The organism is Micromonospora chokoriensis (assembly GCF_900091505.1).
GTDB classification, from domain to species: Bacteria; Actinomycetota; Actinomycetes; order Mycobacteriales; family Micromonosporaceae; genus Micromonospora; species Micromonospora chokoriensis.
This window is the reverse complement of the sequence record NZ_LT607409.1, coordinates 1,715,603-1,735,534: the sequence shown is the minus strand read 5'-3', so window position 1 is coordinate 1,735,534 and position 19,932 is coordinate 1,715,603. Positions and strand designations below refer to the sequence as shown.

At 72.5% G+C, this 19,932-nt stretch carries 18 protein-coding genes and 1 tRNA gene; 7 read left to right on the top strand and 12 right to left on the bottom strand.

What is annotated here, in order from left to right; genetic code table 11:
* Positions 1-3 precede the first annotated feature (3 nt).
* The 4 genes from GA0070612_RS08160 to GA0070612_RS08145 form a co-directional block, all read right to left on the bottom strand.
* Entirely contained in the window at positions 4-2,853 is a 2,850-nt protein-coding gene (locus GA0070612_RS08160; protein WP_088987359.1) for a BTAD domain-containing putative transcriptional regulator, read from the bottom strand.
* Positions 2,854-2,921: 68 nt separating this feature from the next.
* Entirely contained in the window at positions 2,922-3,443 is a 522-nt protein-coding gene (locus GA0070612_RS08155; RefSeq protein ID WP_088987358.1) for a GNAT family N-acetyltransferase, read from the bottom strand.
* A complete protein-coding gene (locus tag GA0070612_RS08150) occupies positions 3,440-3,730 on the bottom strand; it encodes a type II toxin-antitoxin system TacA family antitoxin (RefSeq protein ID WP_088987357.1) in 291 nt (96 codons plus the stop codon). Before GA0070612_RS08150 ends, GA0070612_RS08155 begins: the two co-directional genes overlap by 4 nt.
* Before the next feature lie 62 nt (positions 3,731-3,792).
* On the bottom strand, positions 3,793-5,850 hold the full coding sequence (locus GA0070612_RS08145; RefSeq protein WP_231924506.1) for a potassium channel family protein: 2,058 nt from the start codon (positions 5,848-5,850) through the stop codon (positions 3,793-3,795).
* A gap of 96 nt (positions 5,851-5,946) precedes the next feature.
* Here GA0070612_RS08145 and GA0070612_RS08140 point away from each other — a divergent pair, with 96 nt between their 5' ends.
* From GA0070612_RS08140 to GA0070612_RS08125, 4 genes are all read left to right on the top strand, one after another.
* Entirely contained in the window at positions 5,947-6,429 is a 483-nt protein-coding gene (locus GA0070612_RS08140; RefSeq protein WP_088987356.1) for an MSMEG_6728 family protein, read from the top strand.
* A gap of 26 nt (positions 6,430-6,455) precedes the next feature.
* Positions 6,456-8,009: a hydroxysqualene dehydroxylase gene (locus GA0070612_RS08135; RefSeq protein ID WP_088987355.1), complete on the top strand. Its 1,554-nt coding sequence runs from the start codon at positions 6,456-6,458 to the stop codon at positions 8,007-8,009.
* 66 nt (positions 8,010-8,075) lie between these two features.
* Positions 8,076-9,275 carry a hypothetical protein gene (locus GA0070612_RS08130; RefSeq protein WP_088987354.1) on the top strand — a complete coding sequence of 400 codons (1,200 nt, stop codon included), beginning with the start codon at positions 8,076-8,078 and terminating at the stop codon, positions 9,273-9,275.
* Positions 9,276-9,486: 211 nt separating this feature from the next.
* Positions 9,487-9,930: an HNH endonuclease gene (locus tag GA0070612_RS08125; protein ID WP_088987353.1), complete on the top strand. Its 444-nt coding sequence runs from the start codon at positions 9,487-9,489 to the stop codon at positions 9,928-9,930.
* 69 nt (positions 9,931-9,999) lie between these two features.
* On the opposite strand, the gene GA0070612_RS08120 is transcribed toward GA0070612_RS08125, so the two are convergent.
* Positions 10,000-11,703: a serine/threonine-protein kinase gene (locus GA0070612_RS08120; RefSeq protein WP_231924505.1), complete on the bottom strand. Its 1,704-nt coding sequence runs from the start codon at positions 11,701-11,703 to the stop codon at positions 10,000-10,002.
* A 92-nt stretch (positions 11,704-11,795) separates the two neighbouring features.
* The gene (locus GA0070612_RS08115; RefSeq protein WP_088987352.1) at positions 11,796-12,569 is read right to left on the bottom strand and encodes an enoyl-CoA hydratase/isomerase family protein; all 774 of its coding nucleotides are present in this window, start codon (positions 12,567-12,569) and stop codon (positions 11,796-11,798) included.
* Between the two features lie 176 nt (positions 12,570-12,745).
* On the opposite strand from GA0070612_RS08115, the gene GA0070612_RS08110 reads away from it, so the two are divergent.
* Complete coding sequence (locus GA0070612_RS08110) at positions 12,746-13,291, top strand: hypothetical protein (RefSeq protein ID WP_088987351.1); 546 nt, start codon at positions 12,746-12,748, stop codon at positions 13,289-13,291.
* Here GA0070612_RS08110 and GA0070612_RS08105 read toward each other — a convergent pair.
* The 4 genes from GA0070612_RS08105 to GA0070612_RS08090 form a co-directional block, all read right to left on the bottom strand.
* Positions 13,279-13,923 carry a histidine phosphatase family protein gene (locus GA0070612_RS08105; RefSeq protein WP_088991351.1) on the bottom strand — a complete coding sequence of 215 codons (645 nt, stop codon included), beginning with the start codon at positions 13,921-13,923 and terminating at the stop codon, positions 13,279-13,281. The two genes, GA0070612_RS08110 and GA0070612_RS08105, sit on opposite strands and share 13 nt — an antisense overlap.
* A 62-nt stretch (positions 13,924-13,985) precedes the next feature.
* Positions 13,986-14,405 carry a VOC family protein gene (locus GA0070612_RS08100; RefSeq protein ID WP_088991350.1) on the bottom strand — a complete coding sequence of 140 codons (420 nt, stop codon included), beginning with the start codon at positions 14,403-14,405 and terminating at the stop codon, positions 13,986-13,988.
* A 35-nt stretch (positions 14,406-14,440) separates the two neighbouring features.
* The gene (locus tag GA0070612_RS08095) at positions 14,441-14,842 is read right to left on the bottom strand and encodes a helix-turn-helix domain-containing protein (protein ID WP_088987350.1); all 402 of its coding nucleotides are present in this window, start codon (positions 14,840-14,842) and stop codon (positions 14,441-14,443) included.
* Between the two features lie 60 nt (positions 14,843-14,902).
* Positions 14,903-14,979 (bottom strand) — tRNA-Thr (locus tag GA0070612_RS08090).
* Positions 14,980-15,330: 351 nt separating this feature from the next.
* Here GA0070612_RS08090 and GA0070612_RS08085 point away from each other — a divergent pair.
* Together GA0070612_RS08085 and GA0070612_RS08080 are read left to right on the top strand one after the other, a co-directional pair.
* Complete coding sequence (locus tag GA0070612_RS08085) at positions 15,331-16,422, top strand: ABC transporter ATP-binding protein (protein WP_088987349.1); 1,092 nt, start codon at positions 15,331-15,333, stop codon at positions 16,420-16,422.
* A 169-nt stretch (positions 16,423-16,591) separates the two neighbouring features.
* The gene (locus tag GA0070612_RS08080) at positions 16,592-17,179 is read left to right on the top strand and encodes a hypothetical protein (protein ID WP_088987348.1); all 588 of its coding nucleotides are present in this window, start codon (positions 16,592-16,594) and stop codon (positions 17,177-17,179) included.
* Between the two features lie 33 nt (positions 17,180-17,212).
* On the opposite strand, the gene rlmB is transcribed toward GA0070612_RS08080, so the two are convergent.
* Entirely contained in the window at positions 17,213-18,343 is a 1,131-nt protein-coding gene (rlmB, locus tag GA0070612_RS08075; RefSeq protein ID WP_088987347.1) for a 23S rRNA (guanosine(2251)-2'-O)-methyltransferase RlmB, read from the bottom strand.
* A complete protein-coding gene (gene cysS / locus GA0070612_RS08070) occupies positions 18,343-19,758 on the bottom strand; it encodes a cysteine--tRNA ligase (RefSeq protein WP_088991349.1) in 1,416 nt (471 codons plus the stop codon). The genes rlmB and cysS overlap by 1 nt, the downstream gene beginning before the upstream one ends.
* Between the last annotated feature and the right edge of the window lie 174 nt (positions 19,759-19,932).

Genomic DNA, 19,932 nt, shown 5'->3' with positions numbered 1-19,932 from the left:
GGGTCACGCACCGTCCGCTGACGGCAGCGCACCAGGCCCGGCCTTCTCCGCCTCGGCGATCTGTCCGAGAACGAACATGACCTCCGTCCTCGTGGCCTCGCCGACGTACCAGCCGGTGAGGCCACCGGTCAACGCCGCTTCGCAGAACCGCCTCGCCTCGACCAGGTCGCCGCCCAGTCGTGCCACCTGGGCGAGGCCGAGCCGGGCGGCGGAGACGAACTCCGGTGCGCCGCTGCGCTGCGCGAGGAGCAGGGCGGCGGCGAAGTCGTCGCGCGCCGCGGGGAGGTCACCGGCGCGCAGCCTGATCTCGCCCCGGGTACGCAGCATGTCGGCCTGGTCGACCACCGATTCGAGTTCTTCGGCCAGCCTCATGGCCTGGTCCATGTAGGCGCCCGCCGCTTCGGGGTCGTCGCGCCAGGCCGCGAGCTCGCCGAGCGCCCCCAGAGTGATCATGGATCCCCAGCGGTCCCCGACCTGTCGGAAACCGTCGAGGGCGATCTCCAGTTGCGTCCCGGCCTGGTCCCATTCACCACTCCACATCTGCGCCGAGCCGCTCCCCATCGTGCCCAGCGCGTTGATCCACACGTCCGAGCCGACCAGCCGCCGCAGCTCCCGCATCAGCTCGTTGACGTGCTCGGATCCGCCCGACGGCGGGCCGGCCGAGATTCCCGACAGATAGAGCAGGAAGGGTTGCCGCGGCGGTCGGTCGAGACTGCTGATGACGGCACGCTGCGTACCCAGTGAGTCCAGCGCCCCGGCTCCGCTGAGCGAGGCGTTGTAGACGCAGAGCGCGTACTCCTCGCGCAGCATCGGAGGCGCTTCGACGCCGAGCAGACCGAGGACGTCGGCGGCCAGCCGGGCGCCTTCGCCGCGCATGCCGCGCAGCCACCAGTAGAACGACAGGGCCGCGACCATCCCGGCCGCGTCGGCCGCGTCGCCCGCTGCGGTGGCGCGGCGCAGCGCGGCGTGGAGGTTGTCCCGTTCGGCGTCGAGCCGTCGCAACCAGTGCAACTGCTCCGAGCGCCGGAGGTGGTCGCTGGAGGTCCAGGCGAACTCCAGGAAGTACGCGAGGTGCGCGCGACGCTGGTCGTCGGCCTCGCCCGCGTCGGCGAGACGCTCGGCGCAGAACGCACGGACCGTCTCCAACATCCGGTAGCGACCACCGGACATCTCCACGAAGGACTTGTCGACGAGACCGGTCAGCGCCTCCACGAAGTCCTCGCCGGGCAGGCCGCAGACCTGGCCGGCAGCTTCCAGCGTCGCGCCGCCGGCGAAGACGGTGAGGCGGCGGGCCAGTCTGCGTTCGGCGTCGTCGAGCAGGTCCCAGCTCCACTCGACCACCGCCCGGAGGGTGCGGTGTCGCGGCGACGCGGCCCGGCTGCCCATCGACAGCAGTCGCACGCGGTCGTCGAGGCGGGCGGCCACCTCGGCGACGGGCAGCGCACGCAGCCGGGCGGCGGCCAACTCGATCGCCAACGGCAGGCCGTCGAGGGTGCGGCAGATGCGCAGCACCGTGTCGACGTTGGCCGTCGTGACGGTGAAGTCGGGCGCGACGTCGGCGGCCCGCTGGGCGAAGAGTCGGACGGCCGCGACGTCGTCGGCGTGCCGCGCGGACGCACCCGCTGGTGGCACGGTGAGCCCGGACAGCGGGCACAGCGCCTCGCCGGCCAACCCGAGTGGCTCGCGGCTCGTGGCCAGGACACGCAACGCCGGACACGCGCCCAACAGCCGGGCGGCCAGCCGGGCGACATCGGCGACGACGTGCTCGCAGTTGTCGAGCACCAGCAGCAGCCGACGCTCGACGAGTGCCTCGACCAGCCGGTCGGTGGGCTGCCGACCCGGCTCGGCCGGGGCGCGCAGGCCCGCGTCGCGCAGGCCGAGCGCTGTCGACACCGCCTGCGGTACGTCCGAACCGTCTGCCAACCCGGCCAACTCGACGAAGCACACCTCCCCGTCCTGGCGGCCGGCTGCCTCGATCGCCAACCGGGTCTTGCCCGCTCCCCCGGGACCGATGAGGGTGACCAGCCTCCGCTCACCGAGCAGCTCACCGACGCGCTTGAGCTCCTCGTCCCTGCCGACGAACGTGGTGAGCTGGCTCGGCAACGCCCGTCGGGTCGACCCGTTCTCCGCGCCCCTCAGCACCGCGAGGTGGATCGCGGCCAGCTCCGCCGACGGGTCGGTGCCGAGTTGCTCGGCCAGCGTGCTTCGGGCGGCCTCGAACTCGGCCAGCGCCTCCGCCGGCCGACCCAGTGCGGACAGGGCACGCATGAGCTGGCCCCGTGACCGCTCCCGCAGCGGATGCGCGACGACGAACTCCCGTAGCTCCGCGACCAGTGCGGCCGACGCACCCATCGCCAGGTCCGCGTCGACCCGGTCGTCGATCGCGGCCAGCCGCAGCTCGTCCAGCCGGGCCGCCCGCGCGGGTCTGCCCGGCACATCGGTCAGGGCGGGGCCACGCCACAGCTCCAGCGCCTCGCGCAACACGGTCGCCGCTCGGGGCCAGTCACCACCGTCGAGCGCACGCCGCCCGGCCTCGGCGAGTCGCTCGAACCGGTAGGCGTCGACGTCCTCGGGGTCCACGGCGAGGCGGTAACCGGCCGGGTGGAGCTCGACCGGGTTCTCCTCGGCGGGCAGCGCCTGCCGCAGGCGCGACACCTGGGACTGGAGCGCGTTGGCCGCGCCCCGGGGCGGGTGTTCGCCGTACAGGCCGTCGATCAGCCGGTCGGCGGAGACGACGCGTCCGGCGTCGAGCAGGAGGAGCGCCAGCAACGCGCGCAGCCGAGGGCCGCCGACGGGAATCTCGCGCCCGTCGGCCAGCAGCACCTGGGTCGGCCCCAGGATGCGGAATCGCATGCATGGATTGTCACTCAGCGCCGGTCGGTCCCTACGGCCCGATCCGCCGACTGCCCGGTTCGGCAGGGTCAGCCGCTGAGCGCGCGGCGGAGATCCTTCATCAGCAGCAGCAGATGCATGGGGTCGGTCGGACTGGCCTCGAACTTCGCCAACCGCTGGTAGAAGTCACGGGCGGCGTCTGTCTCGCAGTGAATGAGCACCGCGCGCACGCCGATGACCTCGCCAGCAGCCGCGATTCGTCGCAGGGCGTCGACCACCAACGCCCGACCGAGCCCGACGCCCTGGGCGCTGCGATCAACCCCGAGCCGGGTCAGGATCACCACCGGCTGGTGATAGCGCCCAGCGCCCTGTTGTAGCCGGGGCGAGGCGTCTGCCGGGGCGACGCTGCCGGCAGCCAGGGCGTAGTAGCCGACCACTCGCTGATCCGAGTGCTCGTTGTCCCGCACCACGTACACCCGCGACAAACCCGCCCGGTGGGCTTGCAGGGCGTGGTCGACAAGCCACATCGACTGCGCGCGCGAGCCGCAGTCGAACCCGTTCACCACGCACCCCGCCGACAGCGGCTCGACAGCCGAGAAGCGGGAACTCACCGGGACGCACCGTCGTTCGGCGGGTCGAGCACCGTCGGGCCGGTCAACAGTTCCCGCAGCCCGGCGACGTCCTGCGCCGGCCCCTGCAACGCCTCGTCGAAGACCCGCCAGGCTTCCTCGTCCAGCAGGAACGCCCGCCGGTCAGCCAACACGTCGGCCGCCGCCTCGGTCGCCGCCTTCAACACGAACGTCGACACGCTGTCCCCGGCGGCTTCACTCGCCGCCTCCAACAACGCCTTCTGCTGCTCGTCTATCCGTAGATGCAGCCGCTCCGCTTTCGCACTCACCAGACGATTGTACGCACAACGTACGCCAGGGTGCGACAACCACGCCGGCAGATGCAGGACGATCAGCCCGACCGTGTCGCGTGGGGATCAGGCTCGTCCCGGGTACGGGCGTCATCCGTCGAAGGGCCGGACCACAGGTCAGCGCCCCCAACCTGGGCTGGCGGCACGGCCCCGACGGCCGACGAGCGGGACGGTGACACCGGGTGGGCCGCGCCCGGGGCGGAGGCCGCGACCTCCTGATCGCTCGGCCCAACCGCCGAGTCGTGCTCGGCGGGGACGGGCAGCGATCGGGCGGCACCTGGTGCCGCCGGCACGGGCCGGGGCACCGACCCGACGTGGCCGGGGGGCGTCAGCGTCCGGCCCGGCACGGGTGGCGCGCACTGTCGGGTCAGCCAGTCCAGCCCACGCCGCCGGGCGACCACCGTCAACCGGTCGCCCGCGAAGATCACCTGCCGGGGGTCGAGGTCCTTCCACCAGATCGTCCGGCCACCGCCGGCCGGGGTCCGGGCGATCAGCCGGACCTGCCCGTCCCGGTTGACCACGTCCAGCGGTCGTCCGTCCAGCTCGGAGCCGGCGGCGACCGGCACCTCGGCCACCGGCAGCGCGTGCCTGTCGACCGGAATGGTGGTGATCACCGCGCGTTCGGTGAGCGCCCCGATGAAGGCCGGGGCGGCCAGGTAGGAGACCGACCGGGACACCCCGAGGGCGAAGGTCTCCTCCACCCGCTCGGCGAAGTCACCGTCGAAGAACCGCAGCACCACCCGCAGATCGCTGCGCAGATCGCGAGCGGCGAGCGCCGCCTCCAGGTTGGCCACGTCGTCGGTGGACGCCACCACCAGCGCCTGGCAGTCCCCCACCGACGCGGCGACGAGCGTTTCCGGCAGCGCGGCGTCCCCGACGACCAGCGGCACCTCCAGTTGACGGGCCAGGGCGGCACCGCGCGGCTCCGGATCCTTGTCGATCGCCACCACCTCGACGTCGTACTCGCGCAGTTGCGCCATGACCCGGGTGCCGACGTTGCCCAGGCCGATCACCACGACGTGCCCGGCCCGGGCCGGCAGCAACCGGCCGGTGTGCAGGGCCAGCCGGGCGTTGACGATGCCGTCCACCACCACCGCGGTGATCAGCGGGATCAGCGCCAACCCGGCCAGGTTGAGCACCACCTGCATGATCTGCGCGTCCGCCGGTTTGGCGGTGTCCGGGTCGGCGCCGCTGAGCGTGGTGACGAGCGTCAGATACAACGCCTCCAACGGAGACACGTCCTCGGCGCGGGAGATCAGCGCCCCCAGCACCGCGATCAGCGCGAGCACCAGCATCACCGCGATGCCGATCTTGCGGGTGGCGAAACCCCGTACGGCCCGCACCAGTACGGCGACCGGGCGACGCCGTCGACGGGCCCGGACCAACCGACGGGCGGCGACCTCGGTGCCCGGCGGTTGCCCGGTCGCCTCGGCGAGCACCAGGTCCGCGCCGGCCTGCTCGGCCGGCAGCAACTCCACGCCCTGCGCCTCGGTGAGGTGGGCCAACGCGCACACCACGTCCTGCGGTCGGACGTCGGCCCGCCGCGCCACCCGCAGCGTCTTGTCCCGATGTTGGAAGGAGCTGGGGTCGACCTCGCCGAGCGCGGCGGCCACGAAGGCCGGCGCGGCCATCTCGGCGTCGGAGAGCACCTCGACCGGTGCCTTCAGCAGTTTGCGTACGCCGTCGGCGAGGGTGCCGTTGAACATCCGCAGCACCTGCCGGACCCGCTGGTCGACGGCCTGCGCGCAGAGCGCGGCGTGCAGGTTGCCCACGTCGTCCTGGTGCAGCAGGGCCAACCCGGCGGCCCCGACCAGACCGGCGGCCTCGAAGGTGGCCACGTCCAGCCGATCCGAGCGGACCACCCGGACCCCCCGCAGCGCTGCCACGTCCGGGCCGTTGCTGCGGTAGCGCTCGGGCACCACGACCGTCACCCGGGCCCCACCGACCGGCAGGTCGGATTCGAGCATCGCCCGGGCCACGTAGTAGGCGAGCGCGTCCTTGCCGCAGACCACGTAGTGCGGGCGCGGATCGCCGGCGGAGCGCAGCCGCCAGTTCCACTCGACCGCCCGTCGCGCCCGGTCCCGCCACGGCTCTGCCATGCCCGGATCGTAATCAGCGCTGCCCTGCTGGGCGACCCTGTCCGGATCATCCCCCGGGTCAGGCATGCCCGACCCGGCGACGGGTAGAGCAGCGGCATGCAGACGTTCCTCCCGTACCCGGACTTCCTGGCCAGCGCCCGCACGCTGGACCAGAAGCGGCTGGGCAAGCAGCGGGTGGAGGCCATCCAGGTGCTGCGCGGGCTCACCCGACCCGACTACGGCTGGCGCAACCACCCGGCCGTGAAGATGTGGGCCGGGTACGAGGAGGCGCTCACCCGCTACGGGCTGGACATGTGCGCGGTGTGGACCGAGCCGGGGCGGGCGGACACCTGCGCCACCACGATGACCGTCGACCTCGCCGCCGCCTGCGGGGCCACTGTCGTACGCACCCAGGCGGAGCTGGATCGCGCCGGTGAGCTGCCGCCGTGGCTGGGTCGCGACGACCTGCACCTGAGCCACCGCTCGTCGTTGCTGCGCAAGGACCCGTCGCACTACCGCCCCCTGTTCGGTGACGACGTGCCGGAGGACCTGGAGTACGTCTGGCCCGCCTCGGACCGCGAGCGCCGCTGCCTGCCGTAGGGGAGACTGGCCGACGGAGGTGTGCCATGGCGCTGTCGCAAGTGGTGGGTCGGCTCGTCGGCGTACGACAACACGTGGTGGACCCGGGCGGTGGTGGCGCGGACCGCGTGCCGCGACCCACCACGGCGGTGGTGGTCGGTGGCGGCATCGCCGGCATGTCGGCGGCGGTGGTGCTGGCCGAGCGGGGTGTGACGGTGACCGTGCTGGAGGCCGCAGCGACGCTCGGCGGTCGACTGGGCGCCTGGCCGGAGGCGCTCCCTGACGGCAGTCAGCAGAACGAGCACGGTTTCCACGCGTTCTTCCGGCAGTACTACAACTGGCGCTCGATCCTCCGTCGGGTCGACGCTGACCTGGGCTTCCTCAAGCCCGTCCCGGGTTACCCGATCCTCAGTGCACAGTGGCCGACCGAGGAGTTCGGCAGGCTGCCCCCGGCGCCACCGGCGAACCTGCTCGCGCTGCTGCTGCGCAGCCCCAGCCTGCGCCTGGCCGACCTGCGACTGATGGATCGGGACGCCGCGTTGCCGCTGCTCACCTACGATCCGGTGCGCACCTACGCCGAGTTGGACGACACCACCGCCGACGAGTTGCTGGCTTCGCTGCGGCTGCCGGACCGGGCCCGGGCGATGCTGTTCGAGGTCTTCTCGCACTCGTTCTTCAACCACGAGGCCGAGATGTCGGCCGCGGAGATGGTCGCCCAGTTCCACTTCTACCTGCTCGGCAATCCGGAGGGGCTGGCGTTCGACTGCCCCGACGAGGACTACGCCACGGCGATCTGGGAGCCGCTGACCCGGCACGTCGAGAAGCACGGCGGGCGGGTGCTCACCAGCTCCGCCGCGACCGGTGTGCGCCGCGACGCCGACGGCTGGCGGGTGACGACCACCGACGGCGGCAGCCACCCGGCCGGGCACGTGGTGCTGGCCGTCGACCCGCCGGCGCTCGCCGCGCTGGTAGCGGCGTCTCCCGACCTGGTCGAGCGGGCACCGGAGCTGGCGGCACGGATGCCCGCGTTCGGCCGGCCCGGTCCGCCGTACGCGGTGGCGCGCTACTGGTGCGACGGGGACGTGGCCGCCGAGCGGGCGGTGTTCAGCGGGGTGTCCCGGCAGCCCACCCTGGATTCGGTGACGCTCTACCACCGGTTGGAGAACGAGCCGAGGCGCTGGGCGCGGCAGACCGGCGGGTCGGTCATCGAGCTGCACGCGTACGCCTGCGAGCCCGACGTTCCGGCCGACGAGCTGGCCGAGCGCATGCGCCGCGAGCTGGTCGCGCTCTGGCCGGAGGCCGGCGACCTGCGGGTCCGCGAGTTGCGGGCCCGGGTCGAGGCGCAGGCACCGGCGTTCACGCCGGGCAGCCATGCCTGGCGTCCGGGGGTACGCACCGACGCGCCCGGCGTCTACCTGGCCGGCGACGGTATCGCCACGGACTTCCCGAGCGCGTTGATGGAACGCTCCGCGGCGACCGGGATCATCGCCGCGAACCACATCCTGCGGGCGGAGGGAGCGTCGGCCGAGCCGGTTCGGTCGATCCGGCCGCGAGGGCTGCTGGCCGGACGAGGCAAGCCGAATCGACAAAACCCGACATAAGCCGCATAAGCTGTCGTACGCTCGGTTGATCAACCGTCGATCGGCCGGGCGGGAGGGCAGCGGACGATGTCACCACTGCACCGCGCCGGCGGCGAGAACCATGTCGACGAGATCGGCCGCGACGACGCGTACCCCCTGATCCGCGACGAGCGCTCCTGCATCGTCACCGCGTTACGGCTGGGCTGGTGGATGGCCGACGCCTACCACCACGGTCAGCACGCGGACCTGGCAGCAGCGTCCGCCGAGGCGCGTCCCGCCGTGCCGCCGGCCAAACTCTCCAACCTCACCGAGATGTCCCCGCGCCGACGGATGCGGATGTACCTCGACGGCGTGGACGTCGCCCTGGCCCAGATCGCCGAACTCACCCGACACAACGGGCCGGTGCCCGACACCGCCGCCGCCCGGGCCCTCCTGCCCGACCTGGACCGGCCCGACAACGTCGGCCCGGCACCCCTGCTGCTCGCGCTCGACGACCTCAACGTGGACGTGCTCCGCTGGGCGATGGCCACCAACCACCGGGTCGGTCTGTCGTACCGGCTGGGCCGGTCGGTGGCCGACACCGTCCGGGCCGGCGACGCCACCCAACTGCTGAGGCAGTTCGGCGGTCGGCAGATCCAGATCAGCAGGTGGTTGGACGAGTTGGCCACTGTCCTGCCCCCGTACTCGGCAGCCGTGGTGCGTCGGTCACTGGCCGCCTGGTCGAACGCCGTCGACAGGGCGGGCCACGGCGACCCGGCCGTGCCGACGCCCGCCGAGCTGAGCCGGGCGCTACGCGGTCAGGGCGACCTCTGGCGCGACGTGCTCACCGGCGGCCTGCACCCGCGCGACCTGCTCGACGAGGAGGACTACGCGGTGATCGCCAGGAACCTGATGATCCGGGACCGGCGACTGGTGGCGCAGGCGGCACGGGGCATCTTCTGGCCGGTGCTCGTACCCGTGCTGGCGTTGCTCGTCGCGGTGGTGGGCGTGAGTGCCGCCGCGGCCGCCGGCTCACCGGCCACCCGGGCCACCGTCGCCCTGGTGGGCCTCGGCGCCGGACTGGCCGCGATCTGGCGGTCGGTGTCCGGGCCGGCGCTGGCGGTCGCGGGCGAGGTCAACCGCCCCCTGCTGGACAGCGAACTCACCGCGCGGATGGCCGTGCGGTTGAACCGACCACTGACCACCGCGCAGACGCCGCCGCGGCCGACGTCTCGCCGCCAGCGGCGTCCCGAGAACGCGGGCCGATCGAAATACGTTGCCGGTGTCTCCCCCGCCGACCTACCGTGATCGCGCAAGGTCAACCACCACCGCAGGAGCAGCTATGACGATGTCGCACGTCACCACCGTGCCGTCGTCGCTGCCCAGCGACGGTTGGCGAGCGGAACGCCCAAGGGCGGGCCGGCCCGACTGACGCGTCCCCGTACGCGTCGAGCCGCCCGTCCGACAGCCGGACCGGGCGGCTCTTCGCTGTCCGGTCACCGTTGGGAAAGGAGTCCCGGTGGACGCCGTCCTCGTCGTCAACGCCGACCTCGGCCCGCTGCACCGGGTCACCGTCCAACACGCCGTCCGGATGCTCTGCCGTCGGGTGGCCGAGATCCACGAGGCCGAGCCGGACCAGGTGATCGGGGTCTTCCCGATGCCCCGGGTGGTACGGCTGGTCCGCTACGTGGTCACCAGGTGGCGTTTCAGCTCCGGACCGGCCTGGTCCCGCTCCGGGGTGCTGCGCCGCGACGACAGGTGCTGCGCGTACTGCGGCGGAGCGGCCTCCACCATCGACCACATCCTGCCCCGCTCGCGCGGCGGCCGGAACACCTGGCGGAACACCACCGCCGCCTGCTACGCCTGCAACCAGCGCAAGGGCGACCGGACGCCGGCGGAGGCAGGCATGCCCCTGCGTCGGGAACCGGTGAACCCGGGCTGGGGGGCGCTGGCCGGGCGGTGACGGACCGGCCGGCGGGAACGGGGGGCCGTGTCCGGGTACGTCCCGGGCACGGCACCCGCCGGCCCCCGATCAGACGGGGCGCTCCTTGACCTTCGGGTTCGGGCGACCGTTGGGGCAGTTCACGCGGATCTCACTGCGATGCTCCACAGAGGTCAGGTCGACCTGGATCTGCTTCGCCGGGCCCGGGTCATACGCCTCGACCCGGAAGCCGGGGGCGGTCGTCACCGCGAGCACCTCGACCGACTTCCCGACGCACCGGAAGGTGACGGTCCCGCCGCGGGCGTCCGCCGACGTACCCTCGCCCGGGGTGGGCGTCGGCCCGACCGCGGTCGGGCTCCCGGTCGGGTTCGGCGCCGGACTGCTGACGGACGGGCTCGGTCCGGCCGGAGGGACCGACCGGGTAGCCGGCGCGGCGGTGCGGAACGACGGGACGGCGGCCGGTCCCGTGTCGCCCACCACGGGCGGCTCCTCGATGCTCGGCATCCCCACGGTGGTGGTGCCCGGCCCGCTGCCCGTCGTGGGCCCCTTCGGCCCGTGCCGGCGGTTGTCCGAGTCGCCGAGCGACCCGGCCATCGCCACCGCGACCAGCACCGCTCCGCTGACCGCCACCATGGCCCGTCGCCGACGCCACGTCCCCCGCCGGGGCGCCGGCTCGGCGCTCCCTCGTGCGGTCGGATCGGCGCGCGGCACGGGGTCGTCTTCGGTGCCGCCCGCCCGCGCGCCGGCGCCCGACCCGTCCGCGTCCACGCCCGGCCCAGCAGCCGTCCCTGCCTTGCCAGCAGCCGTCCCACCCGTGCCAGCGGCCGGCTCGGCGGCCGTCCCACCCGTGCCAGCGGCCGGCTCGGCGGCCTCGGAGGCAGGGCCGGCAGCGGTCCCGCCGACCCCAGCGGCCGGGCTGGCTGTTCCGCTCACCTCGGCAGCCGGGCCGGCAGCGGTCCCGCCGACCCCGGCGGCCGGGCTGGCAGCGGCGGCGGCGGCGAGCAGGATGCGGGCCGCCTCGACGGCCGGCGGCCGGTCGGCGGGATCGCGGGCCAGGCACCAGCGGTAGAGACGGTGGACCTCGGACGGCACACCGTCGATCGGGGGCAGCGGGGCCGGCTCGACGTGCGTGTGGGCACGGAGCATCCCGCTCTGCGCCTCGGCAGGCCAGGGCAGCCGACCGGTGAGCACCCGGTGCAGCAGCAGGCCCAGGGCGTACACGTCGCAGGCCGGCAGGACCTCGCCGGCCTCCAGCCGTTCCGGGGCCAGGTAGGCGGGCGTACCCAGCAGCCGCCCCTCAAAGTCGATCTCCGAGTCTCCGGCCGCCGCGGCGATGCCGAAGTCGAGCACCTTCGCGCCCTTGGGCGTGAGCATCACGTTGCTCGGCTTGATGTCGCGGTGCACCAACCCCTGCGCATGCGCGTCGGCGAGCGCGGAGGCCACTTCGGCACACACCCGCAGACCGGCGCGCGGCGGCAACGGCCCGACCGCGAGCCGTTGTTCGAGGGTGTGGCCGCCGAGCAACTCCATCACCACGAACGGAACCTGGACGCCGTCGACCGACGACTCGCCGTAGTCGTAGACGCTTGTGACGTGCGGGTGCGACAGTCGGGCCGCCGCCCTGGCCTCGCCCTGGATCCGCTGCCGCGCGCCTGCGTCCGAGGCGACCAGCACCTTCACCGCGACATCCCGTTCGAGCACTTCGTCGTACGCCCGGTACACCTCCGACATGCCACCACTGCCGAGGCGCTCCAGGAGCCGGTAGCGGCCCGCAAGCAACTGATCACGCTGCACGACCGACAGCCTGCCGTACCGCCCCGACGTTGGGCCACCCGGGATCGAGGTCTCGCAATGGGTGCAGGTCAGCCCCGCACAGACCCCTGTGGTCAGTCGCCGGCCGGTGGTTGCCACGCGAAGCGCGGCGTACGACGCTCGACGATCGCCGCGACACCTTCCCTGGCCTCGCCCGTGGTCAGCACCTTCCGGTGCCACCACGCCACCCGCGCCGACCCGGCCCGATCGTCGATGATCTCCTTCGCGGCGGCGACGCTCACCGGCGACCGCTGAGCGATCGTCGCCGTCAGCTCGTCCACCCGTCCGGCGAGCCGGTCAGCCGGCAGCACCTCGTCGACCAGGCCGACCCGCAGGGCGCGTTCGGCGTCGATCAGTTCGGCGGTGAACAGCAGGTGCTTGGCGGCGGACGGGCCCACCAGCCGAGCAAGCCGGCGCGTCGTCGGTGCCGGATAGACCAGACCGAGCCGGGCCGGCGGTACGCCGAAACGGGCGTCTTCGGCGGCGATCCGCAGGTCACAGGCGACCGCGAGCTGGGCGCCACCGCCGACGCAGGCACCCCGGATGGCCGCCACTGTCGGCTTGGCGAAGCGGGCCAGCCGTTCCTCGGCGTCCACTGCGATGCTGGCGTCACCGGCGTCGAGCAACTCGGCCAGATCACCGAGGTCGGCACCCGCGCAGAAGGCGTCGCCGGAGCCGGTGAGCACCAACGCCCGTACGTCGGGGTCGGGCTCCAGCCGGTCGAGCAGTTCGGGGAGCTGACGCCACATGGCTGCCGTCATCGCGTTACGCCGAGCCGGGTTGTGGATCACCACCGTCGCGACCGGTCCGGTCACCTCGACTGTCAACTCCGCGTCCGACACGCCCACCTCCCCATCCGCACCACAGTGCGCAACGACGCCGACCAACCGGCGACGCGCCCGACCCCGCGACGCCGCACCCCAGGCCCGGCGACCATAACCGAGCGCGGCACGGGATCGACGACGCCGTCCGGAGGAAGCCGTCGACGGGGAACCGACGCCGCGGACAGCGCGTCTGAACGAGGATGAGAGCCACGTCGACAACCGGCGTCACCGTCGCGCTACTGGTCGCCCTGCTGGCCGGATGCACCAGCATCGACCGGAACGGCACCGCCGGAGATCCTCCTCCGGAGACCCCCGCCCCGACGGCCACCGTCCCGGCCACCGGCACCCCGACGCCCGGCGTCACCCCCACGGTCGCGCCGACTGTCGGTGCCGCCGCCCAGGTGACGCTACGGATGTCCGGCGGCTTCGCCGGGCGTGGTGACTCCATCACCGTCGAACCGGACGGCCGGTGGACCATGGTCGACCGGGCCGGCAGTCGACGCAGCGGCACACTCACTCCCGCCGACCTGGGCACCCTGACCAACCTGGCCGCCGACCCCCGGCTGGCCGCCGAGGCGGGGCCGCCACCCACCTCGACCAGCTGCTCGGACGTGTTCCACTACCGGCTGACCGTCGGCGGCAACGAGAGCGGGTACGCCGACTGCCCGGCCGACGCGAGCCCGCCGCCGGCCACCCAGGCGGTGGTCAAGCTGCTGCTACGGGCCACCGGCACCTACACCAGGTAGTCCGGGGGCAGGCCGGTGGCCCGCAACTCCGGCGGCAGATGAGCCACGTCGTTGACGGCGAGCAGGTTCGGCGGGCCGGAGGGGCTGTACCGGATCACGGTCAACCCCGCGTTGTGCGAGTTCAAGCCCAGCCAGCGCCGCTCCGGGGCGTCGAGGGCGTGCCGCACCAGCCAGCCGATCAGGAAGGTGTGCGTCACGACCAGCTCCCGGACCGGCTCGTCACCGGCTGTCGCCTCGACGGCCGGCCCGGCGAACCGCCGCACGGCCGCCGCCGTCACCCGCGGCCCGTCGACCCGCTGGGCCGCCGTGAACTGGGCCAGAAACGTCGCGTACGCGGGCGGCAGGCCGGTCGGATCCGTGTCGTGTGGAAGGTGGTCACCGGCCAGCTCCGTCTCGTACACCGGAACCTCGGGCAGCGACCTGGCGATCAGCTCGGCGGTCTGCGCGGCCCGGCGCAGCGGCCCGTGGTGGACAGCGGCGAACCGCCGGCCCCGTAACCGTTCGCCGAGCAGGGTTGCCTGCTGCCGGCCCCGCTCCGACAGGCCGGAGTCGGGCTCCTCGGTCGCGGCGCCGCTCAGACCGGTCAGGTCCTGTTCGGCGTGCCGGGCGAGGTACAGCAGTCGGGTCACCATGTCGAACACCCCAACACACCGGGAGGCGCGGTTGCGACCCCGCGCCTTCCGGCTGCGCGCCGTCAGGCGCGCGGGAACATCTGGCCGATGCGGATCTTGTTGCCGAACGGGTCCCGGATGCCGAAGTCGATCCCGTACGGGCGTTCGGTAGGCTCGTCGGTGATCTCGACGCCCTTCGCCACGAGGTCCTCGTGCGTCTTGTGGGCGTCGTCGGTGGTCATGAAGAGGTACCCGCCCAGGGCGCCCTTCGTGAGCAACTCGCGGACCTGCTCGGCGGTGGCCGGGTCCATCGCCGGTGGGCCGGGCTTCTCCAGCAGGATCTCCCGCTCCGGGTCGCCGGGCAGGTTGACAGTCAGCCACCGCATGAAGCCGAGATCCTGATCGGTGTTGACCTCCATGCCGAGCTTGTTCACGTAGAAATCGAGCGCCTCGTCCTGGTCGAGGACGTAGATCTGGGAGCGGCTGATCGCGTTCATCGTCATGCCCATGACGTTAGAGGTCGACCGTGACCTGCTGCTTATCCAAAACTGCTGGGTCGCGTCCAGGCTTTGGTGAAGCACGACGGGACGTTGGCCGACGCGACGCGATGACGCCGGAAATCCGAGGGTGACTCGCCGACGATCTGCCGGAACGTCCGGCTGAACGTCCCCAGGCTGCCGAAGCCGACGGCGTAGCAGACGTCTGTCACGTCCCGGTCGGTCTCCACCAGCATTGTCATGGCCCGCTCGACCCGACGACGTTGCAGGTAACGGTGCGGGGTCTCACCGAACGTGGCCCGGAACGTACGGATGAAGTGGGCTTCGGAGACGTGCGCGATCCGGGCCAGGGCGGGGATGTCCAGGGGCTCGGCGTACGCCCGGTCCATGGCATCCCGGGCGCGCAGCATCGCCCGGTTCGACTCCTCCACCGCCCGACTCATCGGCCTCTGTCTCACCCGGTCGACCGTTGCGCCCCCCGATGCGGGATCGGAGGGTATAGATGGAGCCCCCGGCCGGGATCGAACCGGCGACATCTCGCTTACAAGGCGAGTGCTCTGGCCAGCTGAGCTACAGGGGCGCGTGTGTCGAGGTCAGCATAGCGAGTGACTTCCGGATATCCCGCTCGCGAGGCCTCCCGAGCACGGGAAACGTCAACAACCCGACGCCGATACGCCTTCACGGCGCTCGGCGGTGTGCCGATTGATGTCCGAGCGTGCCGGAGTGACCGGAATGCGTAGCCGGTCCACCGTCGTTCCCTGCTCCCTCACCTTGGCAGCACGGGGAAACACGTTTACGGTTCATGACACGGACGACGACCCGGCGCCCTCGCGACCGAGCCGCCGTCCGTTGGCCGGCACGGACACGTGCCGGTCGCTCCTTCACTCGGATCGTCCGGCACGTTCCTGCCGGTGAAAGGAAGCGCTTCACCATGGCTACGGTCACCTATTCCAAGGCGTCCCGGGTCTACCCGGGCCAAGAGCGTCCCGCCGTCAACGAGCTGGACCTCGAGATCGGCGACGGTGAGTTCCTCGTCCTGGTCGGCCCCTCCGGTTGCGGTAAGTCCACCAGCCTGCGGATGCTCGCCGGCCTGGAGGACGTGGACGCCGGCTCGATCTACATCGACCAGCGTGACGTCACCCACCTCCCCCCGAAGGCCCGCGACATCGCGATGGTCTTCCAGAACTACGCGCTCTACCCGCACATGACGGTGTACGAGAACATGGCGTTCGCCCTCAAGCTGCGCAAGACCTCCAAGTCGGAGATCGACCGGCGGGTCAAGGAGGCGGCCGGGCTGCTCCAGCTGGAGGAATACCTCAGCCGTAAGCCGAAGGCGCTCTCCGGTGGTCAGCGTCAGCGTGTCGCGATGGGCCGGGCGATCGTCCGCGAGCCGCAGGTCTTCCTCATGGACGAGCCGCTGTCGAACCTCGACGCCAAGCTGCGCGTGCAGACCCGTACCCAGATCGCGTCGCTGCAGGCCAAGCTGGGCGTCACCACGGTCTACGTCACGCACGACCAGGTCGAGGCCATGACCATGGGTCACCGGGTCGCGGTGCTGCTCGACGGTGTCCTCCAGCAGGTGGACACCCCGCGGGCGCTCTACGACACCCCGGCCAACGTGTTCGTCGCCGGCTTCATGGGCTCGCCCGCCATGAACATCAAGACCGTGCCCCTGAACGAGAAGGGCGCCGAGTTCGCCGAGATGTACATCCCGCTGACCCGGGAGCAGGTCGAGGCGGCCCGCGCCGAGGGTGGCGACGGCAAGGTCACCGTGGGCTTCCGCCCGGAGGACTGCGAGCTGGTCAGCCCGACCGAGGGCGGCATGCCGGTCGTCGTCGAGCTGGTCGAGGACCTCGGCTCGGACGCCAACGTCTACGGTCACGCCGCGCTCGGTGGCAACTCGGAGCGCTTCGTCGTCCGCACCGACCGGCGCAACATGCCGAACATGGGCGACACCGTGTTCGTCAAGCCGACCGCCGGTCGTAGCCACGTCTTCCACGCCTCCACCGGCAGCCGGATCTGACGTAACGCCCTACCGACAGGGGGCGGTCCGCTTCGGCGGGCCGCCCCCTTCGTCGTACCGGCGAGGGGTTGTCAGACCCTGGAGCCAGCGCGGAAATGGCTCCGTGGGGTGACCCGGCGCGCGCGGACATGGTCGTATCTTCACGGCATCCCGACGCCGAGGAGACACCATGCGCACGACCGCCACCGCCCACCCGACCATCCCCGGTCGGCCGTACCGGGCCGCCCGCCTGGCCGGCCGCAGCCTCGCCTACTCCGCGGCGCTGGTCCCGGTCGCCGTGTTCGCACTGGTGGCCGCCCCACTGGGGCGCTCCGCCGCCGCTGTCGCACGGTGGCGCGCTCTGCGTACCTGGCTGCTTCGACTGCCGTCGACGGCCGAGCCCGGCCGACGGCCCGGGACGATCGCGGTGCTCGGCCACGCGGCGCTCAGCCTGCTCGTCGGTGCGGTGGCCCTGCTCCCGATCGGCGTCGAGGTGCTCATGGTGCTGCGCGGGGTGCTGTACGGCGTGGTGGAGCCCGGCCCGTACGACAGTTCCTGGGGTGGCCCGACCCGGGGCGGCGCCTGGCTGGCGCACTTCCTCATCGGCCTACCGCTGGCCGCCGCCGGGCTGGTCGCGCTGATCGGCATCGCCGCCGTGCACCAGCGGCTCACCGGTCGCCTGCACGGGGAGCGGAGCCCGTTCTGGTTGCTGCCGACCGTGCTGCTGATGGCGGTCGCCGGGGCGCTGCTCTTCATCGCGTGGACCCACCAGATCTAGCCCCTCCCGCGTGCGGGAGGGGCTGGATCGGGTCTACAGCTCGACGGACCGCCGCCGGGCGACCTCGGCCAGGGCGACCGCCGCCGCCACGCTGGCGTTGAGCGACTCGACCTCGGAGATCATCGGAATGCTGACGGTCAGGTCGCAGGTCTCCCCGACCAGGCGGGACAGACCCCGGCCCTCGGAACCGACCACCACCACCAGCGGGCCGACGGCGGCCTCCAGGTCGTACAGGTCGGTGTCGCCGTCGGCGTCCAGGCCGACCACCATGAAGCCGGCGTCCCGGCACGCCTTCAACGACCGGGTCAGGTTGGTCACCTGCGCCACGGGCACCCGCGCGGCCGCGCCGGCGCTGGTCCGCCAGGCGGTCGCGGTGATTCCGGCAGCACGACGCTCGGGTACGAAGACACCCTGCGCGCCGAACGCCGCAGCCGACCGGATCACCGCACCCAGGTTGCGGGGATCGGTGACACCGTCCAGCGCGACCAGCAGTGGGGCCTGCTGCTCCAGGGAAGCGGCGACCATGTCCTCGAAGGGCTGGTACGCGAACGGCGGCACCTGCAACCCGACGCCCTGGTGCAGCACCCCACCGGTCATCCGGTCCAACTCGGCCCGGCTGATCTCCAGGTTAGCGATGCCCCGGTCGGCGGCGGTCCGGATGATCTCCTTGGTCCGCTCGTCCACGTCGATGCCCTGGGCCGTGTAGAGCGCCGTCGCCGGCACCTGGGCGCGCAGCGCCTCCAGCACCGGGTTACGCCCGACCAACAGCTCCGGGGCGTCCTTGGACGGGTTGGACTTGCGCCCCGGGGAGACCCGGGGACCGGACCGCGCGGTGGGCTTGCCACCCCGACCGCCGGTCGCGCCACGACCCATCGGTACGCCCCGACCGCCACCCTTGCCCCAGGTGGTGTCCTTGGTGCCCGGCTGACCGATCTTCGGGGCGCGCCCCTCCTCGGCCGCCACCCGGCGCTCCTTGTCCTGCTTCCAGGCGGTGCGCTGCGGCAGCTTCTCGGTGCCCGAGTAGCCCTTGTGCCACGGCCGCTCGTCAGCGGGCAGGGTGCGACCCCGTCCGGCCAACGAGTCCTTGTTCTTGCCGCCGGAGCCCTTGGGGGCGCCCGCCTTCGACGTCAGTCGCCGGCCACGGCGCTGCGAGTTGCCGGCCATCAGTCCTGCTCTCCAATAGTCCAACGGGGGCCCTGGGGGGTGTCCTCGACCACCACGCCGGCCACCTTGAGCTGGTCACGTACCGCGTCTGCGGCGGCCCAGTCCTTGCGGCCCCGGGCCTGCGCGCGCTGCTCCAGGGCCAGCGCGATCAGGGAGTCCACCACGGCACGCAGATCATCTGGTTGGCCGCCACCGGTCCAGGCCGGGTCGAGGGGGTCGATCCCGAGGATATCCAGCATTGCCCGTACCACGGCCAGGGTGGTGCGGACGGTCACATCGTCGCCGGCGCTCAGCGCGGTGTTGCCGTCCCGCAGGTGCTGTTGCAGCACGGCCAGCGCGGCGGACGTGTTGAGGTCGTCGTCCATCGCCGCCACGAACCCGGCCGGCAGCTCGCCCAACTGCCCGGCGCCGACCCGCTCGGCCGCCCGCTGCACGAAACCCTCGATCCGGCGGTACGCGGTGGCCGCGTCGCGCAGCGAATCCTCCGAGTAGTCGATCACCGAGCGGTAGTGCGCGGCGGCGTAGTAGTAACGCAGCTCCACCGGCCGGACCCCGAGCGAATCCACGTACGCCAGGCCCAGCGCGTTGCCCGCGGACTTGCCCATCTTGGCCCCACCGATGCTGAGCAGCCCGTGGTGCACCCAGTAGCGGGCGAACGGCAGCCCGGCGGCCTGGGACTGGGCGATCTCGTTCTCGTGGTGCGGGAACGTCAGGTCCAGCCCGCCGCCGTGGATGTCGAACTCCGGGCCCAGATAGCGCCAGCACATCGCCGAGCACTCGATGTGCCAGCCCGGGCGGCCCAACCCCCAGGGCGACGGCCAGTACGCGTCGGCCGGCTCGTCCGGTTTGGCACCCTTCCAGAGCGCGAAGTCCCGCGGATCCCGCTTGCCCCGGTCCGGTGCGTCCCCGGCCGACTGCATCGCGTCCGGCGACTGACCCGACAGCGACCCGTACGCCGGCCAGGACGCCACGTCGAAGTAGACGTCGCCGGACCCGTCGGTGGCCGGGTACGCGTGCCCGTCCGCGATCAACTTCGTGATCAGCTCGTGCATCTCCGGGATGTGCCCGGTGGCGCGCGGCTCGTAGGTGGGCGGCAACACGTTCAACGACCGGTACGACTCGGCGAGGAGCAGCTCGTTCGCGTACGCGATCGACCAGAACGGTCGCCCCTGGTCACCCGCCTTGACGAGAATCTTGTCGTCGATGTCGGTCAGGTTGCGGATGAAGGTGACCTCGTAGCCGGCGGCCAGCAGCCAGCGACGCAACACGTCATAGTTGACGCCGGAGCGAAGGTGACCGATGTGCGGCGGAGCCTGCAGAGTGAGACCACACAGGTAGACCCCCACCTTGCCGGCTTCCCGCGGGACGAAGTCCCGCACCGATCGGGTGGCGGTGTCATACAGGCGTAGCGTCACCTCACAAGGGTAGCTGTCCGTGCCTGTCCGGGTCCGCCGGTGCCGGGTCGTACGCTGCCAGGCGTGGATGCGACCGCACGCTCCGGTGCGACTCCGGCCGACCCCAGCGCCCCCGCCGCCGGGCTCCCGAGCCAGGCCGACGGCGTAGCGGTGCAGGCCGACGGCCTTGCCGGG